Annotated in this window: 18 protein-coding genes and 3 tRNA genes; 7 read left to right on the forward strand and 14 right to left on the reverse strand. The window is 60.0% G+C overall.

The window, feature by feature from the left end; translation table 11 throughout:
• Positions 1-34 precede the first annotated feature (34 nt).
• Positions 35-1,381 (reverse strand): aspartate aminotransferase family protein, encoded by a 1,347-nt coding sequence (locus H3028_RS11835; protein ID WP_181297214.1) that lies wholly within the window; start codon positions 1,379-1,381, stop codon positions 35-37.
• 101 nt (positions 1,382-1,482) lie between these two features.
• Between H3028_RS11835 and H3028_RS11840 the strand changes: the two genes are divergently transcribed.
• Positions 1,483-2,394: a LysR family transcriptional regulator gene (locus H3028_RS11840; protein WP_181297215.1), complete on the forward strand. Its 912-nt coding sequence runs from the start codon at positions 1,483-1,485 to the stop codon at positions 2,392-2,394.
• A gap of 145 nt (positions 2,395-2,539) precedes the next feature.
• Here H3028_RS11840 and H3028_RS11845 read toward each other — a convergent pair.
• The 7 genes from H3028_RS11845 to uvrY all read right to left on the reverse strand — a co-directional run bounded on the left by H3028_RS11845 (position 2,540) and on the right by uvrY (position 6,488).
• Positions 2,540-2,623, reverse strand: a tRNA-Leu gene (locus H3028_RS11845).
• Positions 2,624-2,783: 160 nt separating this feature from the next.
• The gene (locus H3028_RS11850) at positions 2,784-2,978 is read right to left on the reverse strand and encodes a PLD nuclease N-terminal domain-containing protein (RefSeq protein ID WP_181297216.1); all 195 of its coding nucleotides are present in this window, start codon (positions 2,976-2,978) and stop codon (positions 2,784-2,786) included.
• A 189-nt stretch (positions 2,979-3,167) separates the two neighbouring features.
• A tRNA-Cys gene (locus tag H3028_RS11855) sits at positions 3,168-3,241 on the reverse strand.
• 44 nt (positions 3,242-3,285) lie between these two features.
• Positions 3,286-3,361, reverse strand: a tRNA-Gly gene (locus H3028_RS11860).
• 70 nt (positions 3,362-3,431) lie between these two features.
• A complete protein-coding gene (gene pgsA / locus H3028_RS11865; RefSeq protein ID WP_181297217.1) occupies positions 3,432-3,989 on the reverse strand; it encodes a CDP-diacylglycerol--glycerol-3-phosphate 3-phosphatidyltransferase in 558 nt (185 codons plus the stop codon).
• A gap of 34 nt (positions 3,990-4,023) precedes the next feature.
• A complete protein-coding gene (gene uvrC, locus H3028_RS11870) occupies positions 4,024-5,844 on the reverse strand; it encodes an excinuclease ABC subunit UvrC (RefSeq protein WP_375154408.1) in 1,821 nt (606 codons plus the stop codon).
• Complete coding sequence (gene uvrY, locus H3028_RS11875) at positions 5,844-6,488, reverse strand: UvrY/SirA/GacA family response regulator transcription factor (protein WP_168424463.1); 645 nt, start codon at positions 6,486-6,488, stop codon at positions 5,844-5,846. Before uvrY ends, uvrC begins: the two co-directional genes overlap by 1 nt.
• 341 nt (positions 6,489-6,829) lie before the next feature.
• Here uvrY and H3028_RS11880 point away from each other — a divergent pair, with 341 nt between their 5' ends.
• Positions 6,830-7,438, forward strand: a complete 609-nt coding sequence (locus H3028_RS11880) for a hypothetical protein (RefSeq protein ID WP_309109542.1) — start codon at positions 6,830-6,832, stop codon at positions 7,436-7,438.
• A gap of 19 nt (positions 7,439-7,457) precedes the next feature.
• Here the strand turns inward: H3028_RS11880 and arsB are convergent, their stop codons facing one another.
• Complete coding sequence (arsB, locus tag H3028_RS11885; RefSeq protein WP_181297220.1) at positions 7,458-8,534, reverse strand: ACR3 family arsenite efflux transporter; 1,077 nt, start codon at positions 8,532-8,534, stop codon at positions 7,458-7,460.
• A gap of 202 nt (positions 8,535-8,736) precedes the next feature.
• On the opposite strand from arsB, the gene H3028_RS11890 reads away from it, so the two are divergent.
• Genes H3028_RS11890 through arsJ form a run of 5 tightly spaced genes read left to right on the forward strand, consistent with a single transcriptional unit; the run spans position 8,737 to position 12,489 of the window.
• Positions 8,737-9,093: a metalloregulator ArsR/SmtB family transcription factor gene (locus H3028_RS11890; protein WP_181297221.1), complete on the forward strand. Its 357-nt coding sequence runs from the start codon at positions 8,737-8,739 to the stop codon at positions 9,091-9,093.
• A gap of 16 nt (positions 9,094-9,109) precedes the next feature.
• Positions 9,110-9,841, forward strand: coding sequence for an arsenical resistance protein ArsH (arsH, locus tag H3028_RS11895; RefSeq protein WP_181297222.1), 732 nt, complete (start codon positions 9,110-9,112; stop codon positions 9,839-9,841).
• Positions 9,842-9,867: 26 nt separating this feature from the next.
• Positions 9,868-10,194: a YnfA family protein gene (locus H3028_RS11900; protein ID WP_181297223.1), complete on the forward strand. Its 327-nt coding sequence runs from the start codon at positions 9,868-9,870 to the stop codon at positions 10,192-10,194.
• Positions 10,195-10,218: 24 nt separating this feature from the next.
• Positions 10,219-11,226: an ArsJ-associated glyceraldehyde-3-phosphate dehydrogenase gene (locus H3028_RS11905; protein ID WP_181297224.1), complete on the forward strand. Its 1,008-nt coding sequence runs from the start codon at positions 10,219-10,221 to the stop codon at positions 11,224-11,226.
• Between the two features lie 30 nt (positions 11,227-11,256).
• The gene (arsJ, locus tag H3028_RS11910; RefSeq protein ID WP_181297225.1) at positions 11,257-12,489 is read left to right on the forward strand and encodes an organoarsenical effux MFS transporter ArsJ; all 1,233 of its coding nucleotides are present in this window, start codon (positions 11,257-11,259) and stop codon (positions 12,487-12,489) included.
• A 109-nt stretch (positions 12,490-12,598) separates the two neighbouring features.
• On the opposite strand, the gene H3028_RS11915 is transcribed toward arsJ, so the two are convergent.
• The 5 genes from H3028_RS11915 to pqqD form a co-directional block, all read right to left on the reverse strand.
• On the reverse strand, positions 12,599-14,332 hold the full coding sequence (locus H3028_RS11915) for a NahK/ErcS family hybrid sensor histidine kinase/response regulator (RefSeq protein WP_181297226.1): 1,734 nt from the start codon (positions 14,330-14,332) through the stop codon (positions 12,599-12,601).
• Positions 14,316-15,479, reverse strand: coding sequence for an alcohol dehydrogenase-like regulatory protein ErcA (gene ercA / locus H3028_RS11920; RefSeq protein WP_181297227.1), 1,164 nt, complete (start codon positions 15,477-15,479; stop codon positions 14,316-14,318). The genes H3028_RS11915 and ercA overlap by 17 nt, the downstream gene beginning before the upstream one ends.
• Before the next feature lie 126 nt (positions 15,480-15,605).
• Positions 15,606-17,522, reverse strand: coding sequence for a S9 family peptidase (locus H3028_RS11925; protein ID WP_181297228.1), 1,917 nt, complete (start codon positions 17,520-17,522; stop codon positions 15,606-15,608).
• A gap of 40 nt (positions 17,523-17,562) precedes the next feature.
• A complete protein-coding gene (gene pqqE / locus H3028_RS11930) occupies positions 17,563-18,717 on the reverse strand; it encodes a pyrroloquinoline quinone biosynthesis protein PqqE (RefSeq protein ID WP_181297229.1) in 1,155 nt (384 codons plus the stop codon).
• Positions 18,689-18,964 (reverse strand): pyrroloquinoline quinone biosynthesis peptide chaperone PqqD, encoded by a 276-nt coding sequence (gene pqqD / locus H3028_RS11935; RefSeq protein ID WP_181297230.1) that lies wholly within the window; start codon positions 18,962-18,964, stop codon positions 18,689-18,691. The genes pqqE and pqqD overlap by 29 nt, the downstream gene beginning before the upstream one ends.
• Positions 18,965-18,989: the final 25 nt, after the last annotated feature.

Raw genomic sequence — 18,989 nt, forward strand, 5'->3', positions numbered from 1 at the left:
AACTGCGCAGCCTCACGCTTGGGCCAGCGCTGAGTCAATCGAGGTTTTGCAGCGCCTGGCCAACGGCATCGAATACGCGGTCGAGCTCTTCAGGCTTGGCATTGAAGGTTGGGCCGAACTGTAGGGTATCGCCACCGAAGCGGACATAGAAGCCAGCTTTCCACAACGCCATGCCGGCCTCGAAAGGACGAATAATGGCGTCACCATCACGGGGCGCGATCTGCAGCGCGCCAGAAAGCCCACAGTTGCGGATGTCGACGACATGCTTGGCGCCTTTCAAACTGTGCAACATCTTTTCGAAATGAGGGGCCAGCTCAGCGGACTGCTCGACGAGATTGTCTTTCTTCAACAGCTCCAACGTGGCCAAACCGGCTGCACATGCAACCGGATGTGCGGAATAGGTATAGCCATGGGCAAACTCGACCGCATGCTCTGGGCTGGGCTGGTGCATGAACGTTTCGTAGATCTCGCGGCTGGCAACAACCGCACCCATTGGGATGGCGCCATTAGTGATCTGCTTGGCCACGTTCATCAGGTCAGGGGTAACACCGAAATACTCAGCCCCCGTCCACTTGCCCAGGCGGCCAAACGCGGTGATCACCTCATCGAAGATGAGCAGGATATTGTTCTGGGTGCAGATCTCACGCAGACGTTGGAGATAGCCTTGAGGGGGGACGAGGACGCCGGCCGAACCGGACATCGGCTCGACGATGACAGCAGCGATGTTAGAGGCGTCGTGCAACTCGATAAGTTTGAGCAGTTCGTTTGCCAGCTCTACCCCGCCCGTTTCGGCCGCGCCCTTCGTGAACGCCATGCCTGGCTGCAAGGTATGCAGCAAGTGATCGACATCCATTAACTGTCCGAACATCTTACGGTTGCCACCGATGCCACCCAGGCTGGTGCCAGCGATATTGACGCCGTGATAGCCCCGTGCCCGACCAATCAGTTTGGCTTTCTCCGGCTGTCCCCTCAGGCGCCAGTAAGCGCGGGCCATCTTCACGGCCGTATCGGCACATTCGGAGCCTGAGCCCGTGAAGAACACATGGTCCAAATCCCCGGGGGTCAACTCAGCGATTTTCTCCGCCAGTTGGAAGGACAACGGATGACCGTACTGGAACGCCGGCGCGTAATCGAGCGTACCGAGTTGACGGGCAACTGCCTCTTGGATTTCCTTGCGAGCGTGTCCCGCCCCGCAGGTCCAAAGCCCGGACAGGCTGTCGTAAATCCGCCGGCCTTGGTCATCGATCAACCAACTGCCCTCGGCCCCAACGACCAGCCGCGGGTCACGTTGAAAGTTGCGGTTAGCCGAGAACGGCATCCAGTGAGCATCCAGCTTCAGTTGTTTGGCGATGCTCGAAGGAGACTGCAGAAGCTGATTCATGACGTGAACCCTGGTTAGGCTGGACGTGACTCAGCTTGTGCCTGCGGGTTAGGTGAGTTAAATCTATATCTTCTTTACTAAACATATGGATTTACTTACGTGTGAGCAAGAAAGCTCCGCTTAACCAGGTCGCCGATTTCGACCTTCGCCTTCTAAGGATTTTCCGCACTGTGGTCGAATGCGGCAGCTTTTCCGCTGCTGAGAGCGTTCTGGGAATAAGCCGCTCAGCCATCAGCCTGCACATGAGCGATCTTGAGAAGCGGCTTGGCATGCGCCTGTGCCAACGTGGTCGGGCCGGGTTTGCCCTGACCGATGAGGGACGAGAGGTGTTGCGCGCGGGTGACGCCGTGCTGGCGGCCATCGAGGGCTTTCGCAGTGAGGTCAACCAACTACACCAGCAGCTCCGCGGTGACCTCAACATTGGCATTGTCAACAACCTCGTCACTCAGCCGAAGATGCGCATCACCCGAGCTCTCAAAGCGGTCCGTGCTCAGGGTGTGGGGGTACGGATCAACATCAGCATGAGCACACCCGGCGACATCGAGCGTGGCTTGCTGGACGGCCGGCTACACGTCGGGGCAGTCCCGCTGGTTTCACCCCTTTCCGGGCTTGAGTACAGCCTGCTCTACGAAGAACACTCGAATCTGTACTGCAGCCGGGAACACCCATTGTTCGTGCGCGCCGCGAACGTCGACATGGAAGAGCTAAGCTGCGCCGATGCGGTGGTGCCCAGCTATCGCATGACTGCCGAAGCAATCGGACTGCATCAGCAGCTCAACTTGGCAGCGTCAGCGACCGATCGTGAAGGCATTGCATTTCTGATTCTGACCGGCAGCTACATCGGCTTTCTGCCAGACCACTACGCGGCGAACTGGGTCGATAAGGGATTGATGGCGCCGCTGAATCCGGGGCGGCTGTTCTTCGATACCAAGCTGGCGCTGGCCACGCGAAAGGGGCGTCGCCATCACCTGATCCTTGAGCATTTCATCGACGCTGTTCAGCACACCGCCTAGACCACGCGGTTGTCGTAATCACAGAAGGCGTACATTTGGGTCGACGGACCATGCTGTCACGGCGATGGAATGGGCGAATGCGGAAACGATTCGGATATTGCGGAAAATGACTTTCCCGAGATCGCTTTAACTGAGGTGTTACTAGTGCCCGGAGCGGGAATCGAACCCGCATACCCTTTCGGATGAGGGATTTTAAGTCCCTTGCGTCTACCAGTTTCGCCATCCGGGCAGGACGGTGAGCGCGATGCTCGATCGCGGCGCAGGACTATAACCAGCCACCCGCCGAGGTGCAACCCGAACGGTGCATCGTGACCGCTGTTTTGAGGCTCTGCAGCGTGTAGCCCAGCAAGCATGGAGCGCGTCGTTTCTAGTTGGCTAAACCTGATGCCCTACTGAGTGCGTCGCATACCCGCGATCAGCCAGAACACCAAACCGAGAACGGGAAACAGCGCGATACCTATCGCCCACAGCGCCTTGGCGCCAACCGTGCGGTCGCTTTTGAACACGCTGATGATAGCGAGCAGATCCAGCGCGACCACAATTACCGCAATGGCTATGGCGAAGTAACTCATTGCATCCGACATGCAGCTCTCCTTGGTCAGCTCATATGTAATGAGTCCAGGACGTCTCGCTACAGTTCCTTTGCGTTTCCCGATCCAGGCTGCCGCGTCGAGCCGGCACCTGTCTATCGGTACTGGGGACTACGAACGGCGTGCGTGCCGAACTCCAGGCATAAAAAAACCGCAAGCTTGCGCTTGCGGTTTCTTTACTAATGGAGGCCGATGTCGGAATCGAACCGGCGTACACGGATTTGCAATCCGCTGCATAACCACTCTGCCAACCGGCCTCAAAACGATGACGCCGCATACTGCGGCGTCATCGTCAACAAACTGGAGCGGGAAACGAGACTCGAACTCGCGACCCCGACCTTGGCAAGGTCGTGCTCTACCAACTGAGCTATTCCCGCATCGTCTTGGTGACGGGCGCCATTTTATAGTTTCGTCACGCCCCGTCAAGCCCTTGATTAAAAAAGTTTTTTATTTCTTTTCTGTAGGGCTGAGGTGGGGCCAGGCGGCCATCAAGTAATTGACCATGGACCACAACGTCAGCCCGGCGGCGACAATCAGCAAGGCATAGCCAAGCCCTACCCAGATAGTCGCAAGCGGCGGGTTGGCCAGCAGGATGACGAGCGCCACCATCTGCGCCGCCGTCTTCCACTTGCCCAGATTGGACACCGCCACCTGCGCCCGAGCGCCCAGTTCGGCCATCCATTCACGCAGGGCAGAGACCACGATCTCTCGCCCGATGATAATCGCGGCCGGCAAGGTCAACCAAAGGTTCGCATGCTCTTCAACGAGCAATACCAATGCCACCGCCACCATCAGCTTATCCGCGACCGGATCGAGAAAAGCACCGAACGGCGTGCTTTGCTGAAGCTTGCGGGCAAGGTACCCGTCCAGCCAGTCGGTGATCGCGGCGATGGCGAACACCGCGCTAGCGGCCAGATAGCTCCATTGGAAGGGAAGGTAGAACAACAGAATGATGATCGGTATCAGCAGTACGCGCAGCACGGTGAGAATGTTTGGAATGTTCATCGATACCACTGATCTGCGGGTTTAGGAGGTGATTCTACTCACTGTGCAGAGCGGCATAAATCGACTCGGCAAGCTTTTTACTGATGCCAGGCGCCTTGGCGATCTCGTCGAGGCTCGCGCGGCAGAGTTCCTGAAGACCACCAAAGTGCTTGAGCAGTTCGCGGCGGCGTTTCGGTCCGATGCCAGGCACGCCCTCCAGCGTAGAGGTCATTCGGGTTTTTCCGCGTCGTGCGCGGTGGCCGGTGATGGCGAAGCGGTGAGCCTCGTCGCGCACCTGCTGAATCAGATGGAGCGCAGGGGAATCGCCGGGCAGCGTGAATTCATTCGCTGCGTCGTTGAGATAGAGCGTTTCCAGACCCGGCTTGCGGGTGACGCCCTTGGCCACGCCCAGCAAAATCAGTTCCGGCACGGCGAGCTCCTGCAGCACCTCACGGGCCATGTTGAGCTGCCCTTTGCCGCCGTCGACTAACAAAATATCCGGGAGCTTGCCCTCCCCTTCGGCGGCCTTCTTGAAACGACGGGAAAGCGCCTGGTGCATGGCCGCATAATCATCGCCTGCAGTCACGCCTTCGATGTTGTAGCGGCGATAATCGGACTTCAGCGGTCCATCCGGACCGAACACCACGCAGGACGCGACCGTGGCCTCACCACTGGAATGGCTGATGTCGAAGCATTCCAGCCGCGTCGGCAACTCGTCCAGGTCCAGTGCCTCAGCCAGGGCCTGGAAGCGTGCGGCCAGATGCTGGCGGCTCGCCAGGCGCGCCCCCAGCGCCTGCTCGGCGTTGGTCAGAGCGAGTTGCTGCCAACGCGCGCGGGTGCCACGAACACGATGCGTAATCATTAGCTCGACGTCGCGTAGCTCGGTAATCGCACTGATCAAGGTGTCAAAGTCTTCATGGACGGCATTGACGATCAGCTCAGACGGCAAATCCCGCTCCATGGAGCTTAGGTAATACTGCTCGAGGAACGCCTGCAGTACGTCGCTGACGCTCTCTTCGATCGCGACCTGCGGGAAGAAATTCTTGCTGCCGAGCACCCGCCCTGCGCGCACGCTGATCAGGTGCACGCAGGCGCCCCCCGGACTCACCACGGCGGCGACGATATCGACATTGCCGCTGCCGCCTTCCATGCTCTGCTGATCCTGAACGCGGCGCAGAATACCGATCTGATCGCGGATCTCCGCGGCGCGCTCGAAATCAAGCGCCATCGCGGCCTTCTCCATGTTCTTCGACAATTCTTCGGCCAAGGCATTGCTACGCCCCTCCAGGAACATCACCGAATGCCGGACGTCTTCGGCGTATTCCTCGGGGTCGACTAGATTCACGCATGGCGCCTTGCAGCGCTTGATCTGATATTGCAGGCACGGTCGGGTGCGATTGCGGTAATAGCTGTCTTCGCACTGGCGAACGAAGAAAGCCTTCTGCAGAAGGCCCAGGCTCTCGCGGATTGCCCCCGCGCTTGGATACGGACCGAAATAGCGGCCCGGTTCCTTCTTCGCGCCTCGATGAATGCTAAGCCGGGGAAAGTCGCCGCTCGAGAGAAACACGTAGGGGTACGACTTATCGTCGCGCAGCAGGATGTTGTATGGCGGGCGCCATTGTTTGATCAACGTCTGCTCAAGCAGCAGGGCTTCGGTCTCGTTCGCCGTGATGGTGGTTTCGACCTGGGCGATCTTTGCTACCAGCGCAGCTGTTTTCGGCGCCTGCCCTGTCTTGCGGAAGTAGCTCGCCAGCCGCTTCTTGAGGTTCTTGGCCTTGCCCACATAAAGCAGCTTGGCCTCGGCATCGAACATTCGATAGACACCGGGACGCCCGCTGCAGGAGGCGAGGAATGCAGACGAATCGAAGCCGCTCATCAATTGATGGTATCGACCATGCCGTGCCGGACCGCGAGCAATGCCAACTCGACGTCACTGGTCACCGAAAGCTTCTCGTAAATGCGATAGCGATAGGTGTTGACCGTCTTCGGCGACAGGCAAAGTTTGTCGGAAATGGTCTGAACCTTCTGGCAGTTGGCAATCATCAAAGCGATTTGGATTTCGCGCTCGGACAGTAAGTCGAAAGGCGATCCGTTGACCTTCGGTTGGAATGACTTCAGTGCCAGTTGCTGAGCAATCTGCGGGCTAATGTAGCGCTGTCCGGCAAATACCATACGGATCGCCTGAATCATCTCATCGAGCGCCGCACCCTTGGTCAGGTAACCGGCGGCACCTGCCTGCAGCAGACGTGTCGGGAACGGGTCTTCTTCGCAGATGGTGACCGCAATGACCTTGATATCCGGATGACTACGCAGGAGCTTACGGGTGGCTTCGAGACCACCGATTCCGGGCATCTTGACGTCCATCAACACCACGTCCGGTTTGAGCTCACGCGATTTCTTTATTGCGGCCTCGCCGGATTCCGCCTGACCGATCACCTGAAGGCCATCGATATCGGCGAGCATCCTGGAAATGCCTGTGCGTACCAGATCGTGGTCATCGACCACCAGCACCCTAATCAAGCAGACACCTCTTTCAGTGCAAATTCAAAGCTGGCTGGCTGCTCGCTTCATAAGCGGCGAACTCTATCAAAAAATCCATCGGCATACCCAGACCATACATCGCAAGATGGCTATATGACAGCACGCAACTGCCCCGCTGTTCGGGACTTTGTTGTGAACGTAAGCGCGCGCGAGCAAGTCTGACCCATTGATCAACATAGCCCTAACCGCTGGTGTCGCCTTTGTTTCCAAGCCTCGTCGCAGCCCTTGCGCTAGCTGCGGTCCATCTCTTCGCGGGACGTCTGCGCAGACTCAACCGTCTGCCTCGCAGCCGCTGGCTTTCGATGGCCGGGGGCGTTTCAGTGGCTTACGTGTTCGTTCATCTTCTACCGGAGCTGGCGCGTGGTCAGGAGGTGATGGACGGTAGCGATATCGCGTTGCTCGGCTACCTCGAACATCACGCCTATCTGCTAGCACTGCTTGGCCTCGCCGCCTTTTATGGCCTGGAGCGCCTGATCAAAAGACACCGAGACGAACTGCCCGAGCATGAGGAGTCCCATGCGGGTGTGTTCTGGCTGCACATGACGGCGTTTGCCATCTACAACGGGCTGATTGGCTACCTGTTGGTGCATGGCGAGAATGGCAACCTGAGCTCGCTGATACTCTACTGTGTCGCGATGGGACTGCACTTTCTGGTCAATGACTTCGCCCTTCAGAGCGATCACAAGGATCTGTTCAGGCGACGTGGCCGCTGGCTGCTCGCGGTCATGCCCCTGGCCGGTTGGGCTGTGGGTAATGCTACCGAAGTCTCCGAGCTGGCCATTTCGGCGCTGACAGCGTTCGTTGGCGGCTCGATCATTCTGAACGTTCTCAAGGAGGAACTACCGGAGGAGCGCAAAAGCCGTTTCGGCGCCTTCCTGATCGGTTCGGTCGGTTATTCGATTCTGCTGCTCAGCTTTCAGAGCGGCTAATCGCGGCTCGCGTAAGGCTTCAGCTCTGCCGTAGTGTCAGGTTGTACCACTCACGGCTGCGATTAACCGTTCGAACCAGCCAAAGCATGACCGGCACTTCGATCAACACACCCACCACCGTGGCGAGCGCCGCGCCCGAGTTGAATCCATAAAGCACGATCGCCACTGCTACCGCCAGCTCGAAGAAATTCGATGCGCCGATCATCGCCGAGGGGCCGGCAACGTCATGACGCACCTGCCATTTGCGATTCAGCCAATAACCAAGGCCAGCAATGAATAGCGTCTGTAGCAGGATCGGCACTGCCAGCATGGCGATTATCAACGGCTGTTCGATGATTGCCTCGCCCTGGAACGAAAACAGCAGCACCAGCGTGGCCAACAGCGCCACAATCGAGAACGGTGCGCTTCGAGTCAGCGCCGCTTGGAATACCGCGGCCCCACGCACCATCATCCGAGCGCGAATGAACTGGGCGATGGCCAACGGAATCACGATATACATCAACACTGAGAGCAGCAGCGTGTCCCAAGGCACCGGAATGGATGACACGCCCAGCAGCAACGCCACGATCGGCGCAAAGGCGAACACCATCACGACATCGTTCAGCGCCACCTGAGTGAGCGTGAAATTGGCGTTGCCGCTGCAGAGATTGCTCCAGACGAACACCATCGCGGTACATGGCGCGGCGCCCAGCAGAATCAGTCCGGCCATGTAGCTATCCAGCTCAGCTGCGGGTAACCAGGGGGCGAAGATATGCTTGATGAAAAGCCAGCCAAGCAGCGCCATGGTGAACGGTTTTACCGCCCAGTTGATAAACAGCGTGATGCCCATGCTGGCACGCTGCGCATACACCTCACGCAGCGAGGAGAAGTCGATCTTCATGAGCATCGGGATGATCATTACCCAGATCAGCAATCCGACCGGAATATTCACATGCGCGACTTCCAGCGCGCCCACCGCCTGAGCGGCAGCTGGCGCATAGAGACCAAGCAATGTCCCGGCAACGATGCACAGAAATACCCAGAGTGTCAGATAGCGCTCGAAGAAACCGAGCGGCACACCCTCAGCCTTTTTGGCGGCCTCATATTGGCTGGACATTCAGAATCCTATTCTCGCTAGATCTAAGCCCGCATACGCTAATCCATATGTTTTTGCCCGTAAAGCACAGCGCGCTTACCACTCCGGTGTGACAAACATATAAATGGGCTGAGAATCGATTGATTTCGCCCGCTGCTTTACCTTACATCTGATAAACAATATATTCGCCAAAACGTATCTACTTCGATGGCGTCGACTCTCGATGATTGAGCACCTGACTCCTATTACCGTTTTCAAATGCCTGGCAGACGAGACCCGTGCGCGGATGACTCTGCTGATCGCCCGTGAAGGTGAGCTATGCGTCTGCGAACTGACCTGCGCCTTGAACGAGGTCCAGCCCAAAGTTTCGCGGCATCTGGCGCAGCTTCGCAGCTGTGGTCTGCTGGCGGACCGCCGTCAAGGTCAATGGGTCTATTACCGGCTCCACCCGCACCTACCCGATTGGGTTCATCTGATGCTGCAGACCATTCTCGATGCCAACAGAAACTGGTTGGCCTCCAACAGCCAGCGGCTGGAAGCGATGCGCAACCGGCCTGAACGCACCGCAGTATGTGGCTGAGCAAACAGGAGCTCCCATGACCGATCATGATTTGTTTCAGACTGAGGTACCGAACATCGACGGCGATTTGCTCGCCCTCCCCGACCTGGAGCGGCTTAGCAATCCGGGCGGCCTGTCCCACCCTCCGCGAATTCTTTTGCTCCATGGTTCTAACCGCGAACGGTCATTCAGCCGCCTGCTGGTCGAGGAAGCGTCGCGCCTGTTGCGCCGCCTTGGGGCCGAGACGCGCATTTTCGATCCATCGGGGCTGCCGCTGCCGGATGACGCACCGGAAACCCATCCGAAGGTGAAGGAGCTACGGGAGCTGATGACCTGGTCCGAGGGGCAGGTCTGGTGTTCTCCCGAACGGCATGGCTCGATGAGTGCGGTATTCAAGGCGCAGATCGACTGGGTCCCTCTCGCGCTCGGCGCCGTCAGGCCGACGCAGGGCAAGACCCTAGCCGTGATGCAGGTCTGCGGCGGCTCGCAATCGTTCAACGTTGTGAATCAGCTGCGCGTGCTGGGTCGCTGGATGCGCATGTTCACCATCCCCAATCAGTCCTCGGTGCCCAAGGCCTTCCTGGAGTTCGACGATGCCGGCCGAATGAAGCCCTCGGCCTTCTACGATCGGCTGGTCGACGTCATGGAAGAGCTGATGAAGTTCACCCTCTTGCTGCGCGACCGCCAGGACTATCTCGTCGATCGCTACTCCGAACGCAAGGAATCAGCCGAAGCGCTGTCCCGGCGCGTCAATCAGCGTTCCATCTAGCAGCGTGCCGACCCAGCGAGATATGAATGCTTAATACCTTTGCCTTGTTTGCCGTCACCGCCGTCGCCGAGATCGTCGGTTGCTATTTGCCCTATCTCTGGTTGAAGCAGGGCAAGAGTGTCTGGTTGCTATTGCCCGCCGCGCTATCGCTGGCGTTGTTCGCCTGGCTGCTGTCGCTGCACCCGACCGCCGCAGGACGGGTCTATGCCGCTTACGGCGGCGTCTACGTCGGCATGGCGATGCTCTGGTTGTGGCTGGTGGATGGCGTTCGGCCAACCCATTGGGACCTGCTCGGCTGCGCAGTAGCCCTGCTCGGCATGGCGATCATTATGTTTGCACCGCGTGCCGCCTGAATTTGCTATCTGGAGTGATCTAATATGACCGTAAAAGTAGGCATCAATGGCTTTGGCCGCATTGGCCGTTTGGCGCTTCGCGCCGCCTGGGGCTGGCCGGAGCTGGAATTCGTTCGGGTAAACGATCCGGCCGGCGACGCCGCCACCCATGCGCACCTGCTCAACTTCGACTCGGTCCACGGCCGCTGGCAACACGAAGCGAGCAGTGACGATGATTGCCTGTTGATCGAGGGTAAGCGGATCCTCGTGACCGCCAACAAGGCGATTGCAGACACCGACTGGTCCGACTGCGATCTGGTGATCGAGGCCAGCGGCAAAATGAAGACCGTTGAAGTACTGCAAGGCTATCTGGACCAAGGCGTGAAGCGCGTTGTGGTCAGCGCGCCGGTCAAGGAAGCCGGAGCGCTCAATATCGTCATGGGCGTCAACGACCAGCTGTTCGATCCGGCGCTCCACCGCATCGTCACCGCCGCGTCCTGCACCACGAACTGCCTGGCGCCGGTGGTCAAGGTGATCCATGAGCATCTGGGCATCCGTCATGGGTCGATCACCACCATCCATGACCTGACCAATACCCAGAGCATTCTCGATCAGCCGCACAAGGATCTGCGGCGGGCTCGCGCCTCCGGCATGAGCCTGATTCCGACTACTACCGGTTCGGCGACCGCGATTGCGGAGATCTTTCCGGAACTACGTGGAAAGCTCAATGGCCACGCCGTGCGCGTGCCGCTGGCGAACGCCTCGCTGACCGACTGCGTATTCGAGGTTGAGCGCCCAACCAGCGTCGAGGAGGTCAATCAGCTACTGCAGGCCGCCGCGAGCGAAGGCCCGCTAAAGGGCATCCTCGGTTACGAAGAGCGCCCGCTGGTTTCCATCGATTACCGCACGGACCCGCGCTCCTCGATCATCGATGCGCTGTCGACCATGGTCGTCAACGGTACCCAGGTGAAGCTATATGCCTGGTACGACAACGAGTGGGGCTATGCCAATCGCACCGTGGAACTGGCGCGCAAGGTCGGCCTGGCCGGGTAATCGAGTCCCCCAACGCAACAGGATCGTCCTATGCACGCCCTCTCCCGCCTCGCGCCCGAGGTTCGCCAGTACCTGCTGGTGACCGGCAACTACTGGGCCTTCACCCTGACCGACGGTGCGCTGCGGATGCTGGTCGTGCTGCACTTCCATGCGCTGGGCTATACGCCGCTGCAGATTGCCGCGCTGTTTCTCTTCTACGAGATATTCGGCGTAATCACCAATCTGATCGGCGGCTATCTGGGCGCGCGGCTGGGACTCAATCGCACCATGAACATCGGCCTTGCCATGCAGGTGGTGGCATTGCTGATGCTGACGATGCCTGCTGCGTGGTTGACGATACCCTGGGTGATGGCGGCGCAAGCACTGTCGGGTATCGCCAAAGACCTGAACAAGATGAGTGCCAAGAGCTCCATCAAGCTCCTGGTGCCGGACGGTCAGCAAGGCACGCTATATAGGTGGGTGGCGGTTCTCACTGGGTCGAAGAATGCGCTCAAGGGCGTGGGGTTTTTCCTAGGCGGTGCCTTGCTCGCGGGCGTTGGTTTTCGTGGTTCTCTGCTGGCCATGGCGACGGCATTGGCCCTGATCTGGGTCGCCAGCCTGTTCCTGCTGAAGAAAGACCTGGGCAAAGCCAAGGCGAAACCGAAGTTCCGCGAATTGCTCTCTAAAAGCCGCGCCATCAACGTTCTGTCAGCCGCACGGTTGTTCCTGTTCGGTGCGCGTGACGTCTGGTTCGTGGTCGCTCTGCCGGTTTACCTGTCTACCGTGTTTGGCTGGGATTTCTGGCAAGTCGGCGGCTTTCTCGCGCTCTGGGTGATCGGTTACGGCGTTATCCAGTCGCTCGCCCCGGCCATCACCGGCAAAAAAAGCGGCCAGGTCCCGGATGGACGCGCGGCTTTTATCTGGGCTCTGCTGCTGGCCGGCCTGCCAGCGAGCATTGCGCTGGGGCTAGGCACCGGGCTGTCGCCCCAGACGGTGCTACTCGGCGGCCTTCTGCTATTCGGCGCGTTGTTCGCGGTAAATTCATCGCTGCACAGCTACCTCATCGTCTCCTATGCGAAGGCCGATGGCGTGTCGCTGGATGTCGGCTTCTACTACATGTCCAACGCCATGGGCCGGCTGCTGGGTACGTTGTTGTCCGGCTGGGTCTATCAGCGCTACGGCCTTGAAGCCTGCCTCTGGATATCGAGCGCCTTCGTGCTGCTTGCCGCATTGATATCGGTGGGCCTGCCCCGGCACATCCAGGCAGCCCCATCGGCCAATTGAACGTGCCGATTACGGTCAGGTAAGCAAATCTTGCCGATGAGTCAGCTAATCAGAAGCAACGCGCCGGTTCACGCTCGGCCAGCACGGCCGCTTCCTGACGCGAGCCACTCTACCGGCGAATTGGCCGAGACCGTTCTCGGTGCAGATCGACTTCGCTTTTTTGCCAACGCTCGCGCCTATCATTGAGCAGATGGCTCAGGACCGAGCGCATCTTTCCGGCCTTGACCGGCTTGTTCAGCACTGGCACGCCGAGCCCCTGCAGTTGCCGGCGGCACTGGTCGCTGCGATCAGCTGTGACCATCACGACGGGAATCGACTGGCCGAAGTGCGCCCGCAGCGCAGTGACCACATCCCAACCCGTCACGCCTCGATCAAGGTGATAGTCGGCAAGTATGACCTCCGGCGGCGATCCGTCGAGTACGGCCAAAGCCGCCTGCTGATCGGTGGCGATCAGCACTTCGCAGCCCCACTGCCCAAGTAACGCCGCCATGCTGTGCAGGATGCTCAGCTCGTTATCCAGAACCAGCAGGCGCCGACCGGGGAGTGGATCGCCGAGCACCGGCACTGCCATCGGCGCCGCGGTTGCCGGCGGCAAGGGGTTGTCGGCAAGCGGTACATCGATGCTGAACACCGAGCCCTGCCCCGGCTGGGAACGCACCTGGACGCGGTAATCGAGCATGGAGGCGATGCGGTCGACGATGGCCAGACCGAGCCCGACTCCGGCGCGCTCGGCAGCCCGTTGCACACCTAATTGATTGAACTCGAGGAAGATCGACTGCATCTGATCCGCCTCGATGCCCCGGCCGGTATCCCAGACTTCGATCCGCAGGCTGTCGCCACGTTTGCGTGCGCCCAGCAACACTCGCCCTCTGTCCGTATAACGGCAGGCATTGCTAAGAAAGTTGCGCAAAATGCGCGTTAGCAGCCTGAAGTCGGTACTCAGCGCGTAGGCTGGGATGTAGTGATCGAAGCCGAGCCCTTCCGCTTCGGCCACTGACTGAAATTCGGAGACCAACGGCAGCAGCAATTCATCGAGGCGATAGACCTCAATGTCGGGTTTGATCGCCTGCTGGTCCAGCTTGGAAATGTCCAGCAAGTCAGTCAGCAGATCCTCCGCGCCTTCCAGCGCCTGGTGCGCGCGCTCGACAAGGTTCTGCTCGGACTCCGCCAGCTCCCGCTCGCGCAAGGTCGAGATCAGCAGGCGCGCCGCATTGAGTGGTTGCAGCAGGTCATGGCTGGCGGCGGCCAGGTACTTGTCCTTGCTGTGATTGGCCGCCTCGGCCGCATCACGCGCCTTACGCAGTTCCAGGGTACGTTCCGCGACCCGTTGCTCAAGCTGCTCGTTGAGTTGCAGCAACCGCAGCTGTGCCAGCTTGCGCTCGGTGATGTCAGCGACGAAGCCCTCGACCAGACCATCCTCGTCGGGCTTGAGCAGCAGGTTCATCATTACGTCGAGCGCGCTGCCATCCTTGCGTCGCAACCGGGTTTCATAGCCGAACAGCCCATGCTGGTCGCTCAGGACCTGACGGATCTGCTTCAGCTCTTGCTCACCACCGATAAAGAGGTGGTGGGACAGATCGGTCAGTGTCCAGAGCGCCTCGGCGGGGCTTTCGTATCCGAGCATGCGTGCCAATGCCGGATTGGCTGCACGGATGCCTTCCTGCAGGCTCGCCTGAAAGATGCCGTGCACGGCATGCTCGAACAACCACTTATAACGGTTACGCTCGGCTTCCAGCTCCTCCAGACGCGCCACCAGCTCGGGGTAGTGGCTCTTGCGCGCCGAGTGCGTCCCGAGCCCGAGCAATCCGGCCAGCGCGTCCGGCTGGTCAGAGTGCTTCGGCATAGACCACCTCGACGTCGCGTTGGGTCGAGGAGCGCGGGTTGGTGAGGATGCACGGGTCCTGCATTGCGTGGTGGGAGAGGAACGGAATGTCTGACAGATTCACCCCGTGCAAGCCCAATGTTTCGTTGAAGCCGATGGCCTTCTTGAGGCTAATCAGGTGCAGCACGAGACGTTCACGGATCTGTCGGTGACTCATCCCGCGACTATCGACGCCTAAGGTTTCCGCGACGACTTTGAAGCGATCCGGCGCCGCATCGTAGTTGAACGCGACCACGTGCTCGACCAGTACCGCATTACACAACCCATGGGGCAAATCCAGGAAACCACCGAGGCTGTGCGACATCGCATGCACCGCGCCCAGGATGGCATTGGAGAATGCGAGCCCCGCCTGCATGCTGCCGAGCATGACCTTTTCACGGAGCTGAATATCGGCCGGGTTGGCGATCATCTGCACCAGATGGCCATTGATCAAGCGCATGGCTTCCAGCGCATGGGGATCGGTCAAGGGGCCATGGCCGGTGGAAACGAAGGCTTCGATGGCATGCACCAGCGCATCGATGCCAGTGCATGCCGAAAGGAACGGGTCCATGCTCAGGGTGGTTTCCGGATCGATCAGCGATACATCGGGCACCGCGCCCTTGCTGACGATGGAAAACTTCATCCGCTCTTCCTGGTTGGAGATGATTACGAACTGCGAGACGTCAGCCGAAGTACCTGCGGTGGTCGGGATCAGAATGATCGGTGGACTCGGCACCCGTAGGGTATCGACGCCTTCGAATTCGATGATATTGCGCCCATGGGCGACGGCGATGCCGATGCCCTTGGCACAGTCCATCGGGCTCCCGCCACCGACCGCGACGATGACGTTGCAGCCCTCGCTGCGATAGACCTCCGCACCGGCCATTACCTCCTCGGTGCGAGGATTAGCAGACACCTGGGTGTACAGGCAGTACTCGATGTTCTGACTGATCAGGCTGGCCTGAATATCAGCCACCCATCCAGCGATGACGACGCCGGGATCTGACACCAGCAGTACCTTGCGGGCACCGAAGTTTTTGGCGTAGTTGCCGGCGCTATGGCGGCATCCGGCTCCGAATACGATTTCGGGAGAAACGAACTTGCGCTGCAGGCTGATATTGGGGCTCATACAACGGCCTTGGTTATTTTTATATGTCCGGCAAGCGTACTGTTTTCCGTCACCAAAGCAATCCGCTAAAAGCCCCAGCATGCCGAGGAGAATGGCTGAGCGTGACGTGCGCCAGGCCCCGCCTGCTCAGCGCAGCACGCGCTGATAGAAGCGGCACTCCTGCTCCAGCGCGTCCGCCAGGTTGGCCGCCTGTCGGAAACCGTGACGTTCTTCTGGGTAGAAGCAGTACTCGACAGGCACGTTTCGCTGACGTAACGCTGCCACCATCGACTCGGTCTGTTCGGGCAGCACGACGGCATCCTGCCCGCCCTGAAAGAAGATCACCGGTACGCTGATGTGCTCCGCGTTATGCAACGGGGCGCGTTGACGGTAACGGTCGGCGTGACGCTCGGGGTCGCCGATCAGCCAATCCAGATAATCCGCCTCGAATTTATGCGTGGCAGCTCGTAGTGCAAGCGGATCGCTGACGCCATAGAGACTCGCGCCGCCGCTGAAGCCTGCGTCGGACACCAGCGCACAGAGCGCGGTATAACCCCCGGCGCTCGAACCACGAATGAACGTGCGCGCCGCATCGATCTGCCCGCCCGCCGCCAGTGCCCTGATAACGGCACGCGCATCCTCTACATCGACAACGCCCCATTGCTCGCGAAGTCGTTCACGATAGGCACGACCGAACCCGCTACTGCCTCGGTAGTTGAGGTCGGTGACGGCGAAACCGCGCTGGGTCCAGTACTGGACCCGCGGATCGAATATTGGATAGCACGCTGAAGTGGGGCCTCCATGCAGGAAAACCACCAACGGTGGACGCTCCCCCTCCAGACTGCGGCAACTGGCATTACAGGGTGGGTAGAAAAACGCATGGGCAGTTTCATCTTCCCCGGTGGCGAAGCTGAACGGCTGCGGGCGCGACAGCTGATCGGCCGGCAACGGCTGTGACCCGCCAGCGAGGATGCAGGTCTCCCCGGTCTTACGATCCAGAGCCAGCACTGCTGGCACGCGATCGGCCGCACCGGCAATGCAGTAATAACGCTGGTCATCCGCGGCCAACTGTCGACAACGACTGAACCCGGTCGCCAGCTGACGCTCATGGCCCTCCTGGCCCCGCTCGAACAGCAGGCCGTAGCCATCGACCATGCGTGTCAGCAGCAGGCCGCTATAGGCCAGCGGTAGATAACTGACTGTGCCCAGCTGCCACGGCGCTGGCGCGTGATCGAAGGCCGGCAAAGCAGCCGCGCCGGAGCCCTTCTCGTCGTCCACGGGTGTAAAGGCAGGAACCAGTCGATCACCCTGTTCACGCCAGGGCTGCCACCAGCCCGCGCGATCGCTCAAGCAGTAGAGCGTACCGTCCGCTGCAAAGCGCGGCTGTTGCAAGGATTCGCCGCCTTCCGCCCCGGCCAGGCATCTCGGCGTTTGCCATGCGCCATCACCGCCGCGTTCGGCCATCCACAGGCAAGTCGACGTCCAGGGCTGATCGGGGCGCTGCCATTGAATCCAGGCCATGCGCTGCGATTCGGCATCAATGGTTGGTGAAGAATAGAAATCCGCGCCTTCGGCAAGGACGCTGCGAGCGCCGTCGCGCACCGAGAAGCAGACCAGCCGATGTGCCACTTGCTCGTCGGCTTGTGTTTCCTCGACGGCCAAGATGGTCGATCGCACCGGATCGAACTGCAAATCACCGTAGCGACAATACGGGCGCTGCGTAAGCGCAACGGGTTCGGCTGCGGTTTTGTGGCCAATGGACTGCAGATAGATCTGCTGGTCCTTCTCATTGACGAAGGCCACCCCCTGATCCATCAGGCAAAAGGCCCCGCCGCCATACTCGTAGACCCGGCTGCGCAGCGATACATCTGCCGGCGTCACACAGACGGCGCGACCGGCTCGCCAGTACCACAGCGTACTGCGAGCATCCGCCGGATCGTATTCGATCCAGAACACCCCGCCATGGCCTGCCCGGATCTCAGCGAAGTCACGGCTCGCTGATGCGGCCTTCTCGGCGCTCCAGTCGCTGTGCCAAAAGCCATAGGGAATCGCAGTCTTGGTCATTTTGAACTCGCTAGACAGGCATAGATCGGATCGGACGACCTTACACCTTGAGGATCAGTTTCGATGCCTTCTCGTTGCGGAAGGTCAGCTCATCCAGCCCACTCGGGGCCTGCTCGGCCTCGGTACGCGCAGCGAGAATCGTGCCGTGATGGGCGGATTTGCTGCACACCGGGTCGGCATTGGTCGCATCGCCAGTGAGCATGAACGCCTGGCAGCGGCAACCGCCGAAGTCCTTTTCCTTTTCATCGCAGGATTGGCAAGGCTCGGGCATCCAGTCGAAACCACGAAATCTGTTGAAGCCGAACGAGTGCTTCCAGATCTGCTCAATGCTCTGGTCGCGCACGTTTGGAAAGTTGATCGGCAACTGTCGCGCGCTATGGCAAGGCAGTGCCGTGCCGTCAGGGGTAATGTCGAGGAACAGGTTGCCCCAGCCGTTCATGCAGCCCTTGGGACGCTCTTCGTAGTAATCTGGGGTGACGAAGATCAGCTTGCAGGGATGGTTCTCGGCGGCGAGTTTGTCGCGCCACTCGTTGGTGATGCGTTCGGCGCGCACCAGCTGCGCCTTGCTTGGCAGCAGCCCGGCGCGATTGAGTTCGGCCCAGCCGTAGAACTGGCAGGTGGCGAGCTCGACGAAGTCGGCTTCCAGCTCCAGGCAGAGCTGGATGATGCGGTCGATGTTGTCGATGTTGTGCCGGTGGGTGACGAAGTTAAGCACCATCGGGTAGCCATGGGCTTTCACGGCCCTAGCCATGGCGAGTTTCTGCGCGAAGGCTTTCTTGGAGCCGGCGAGCAGATTGTTCACCTCTTCATCGGCCGCCTGGAAACTGATCTGGATGTGATCGAGCCCGGCATCAGCAAATGAGGCGATCTTCTCCTCGGTCAAGCCGATGCCGGAGGTGATCAGGTTGGTGTAATAGCCGAGGTCACGCGCCGCCTTGATCAGCTCGGCCAAGTCCTGGCGGACCAGCGGCTCGCCGCCGGAAAATCCCAGCTGCGCCGCGCCCATTTCCCGCGCCTGCCGGAACACCTCGACCCATTCGGCAGTGCTCAGCTCATCGTGGCTGCGGGCGAAATCAAGCGGATTCGAGCAGTATGGGCACTGCAGCGGGCAGCGATAGGTGAGCTCGGCAAGCAGCCAGAGCGGCGGACCGGGCTCGAAGCCCGGTTTAGCGAAGCTCGATCCAGAACCGTTCAACGGCTACCTCCAGGAACGCAACGATGTCCTCCTCGATCCCTTCCGCATCGGGATAGCGCGCCTGCAGATCGGCAACGATGGCACCGACCGTGCGCGCACCATCCACCTCACCCAGCACTGCCGATGCGCTCTCGTTCAGCTTGATCATGCCCTCTGGATAGAGCAGCACGTGGCAGTCCTGCGCGGGCTCGAACTGAAAGCGAAAGCCGCGGCGAAATGCCGGAATCTTGGTCAGCATGTCAGTCATTGCCAGCTCCTCAGGCTGTGCGCCA

Origin of the sequence: Pseudomonas sp. Q2-TVG4-2 (assembly GCF_013620795.1) — a bacterium.
Taxonomy (GTDB): Bacteria; Pseudomonadota; Gammaproteobacteria; order Pseudomonadales; family Pseudomonadaceae; genus Stutzerimonas.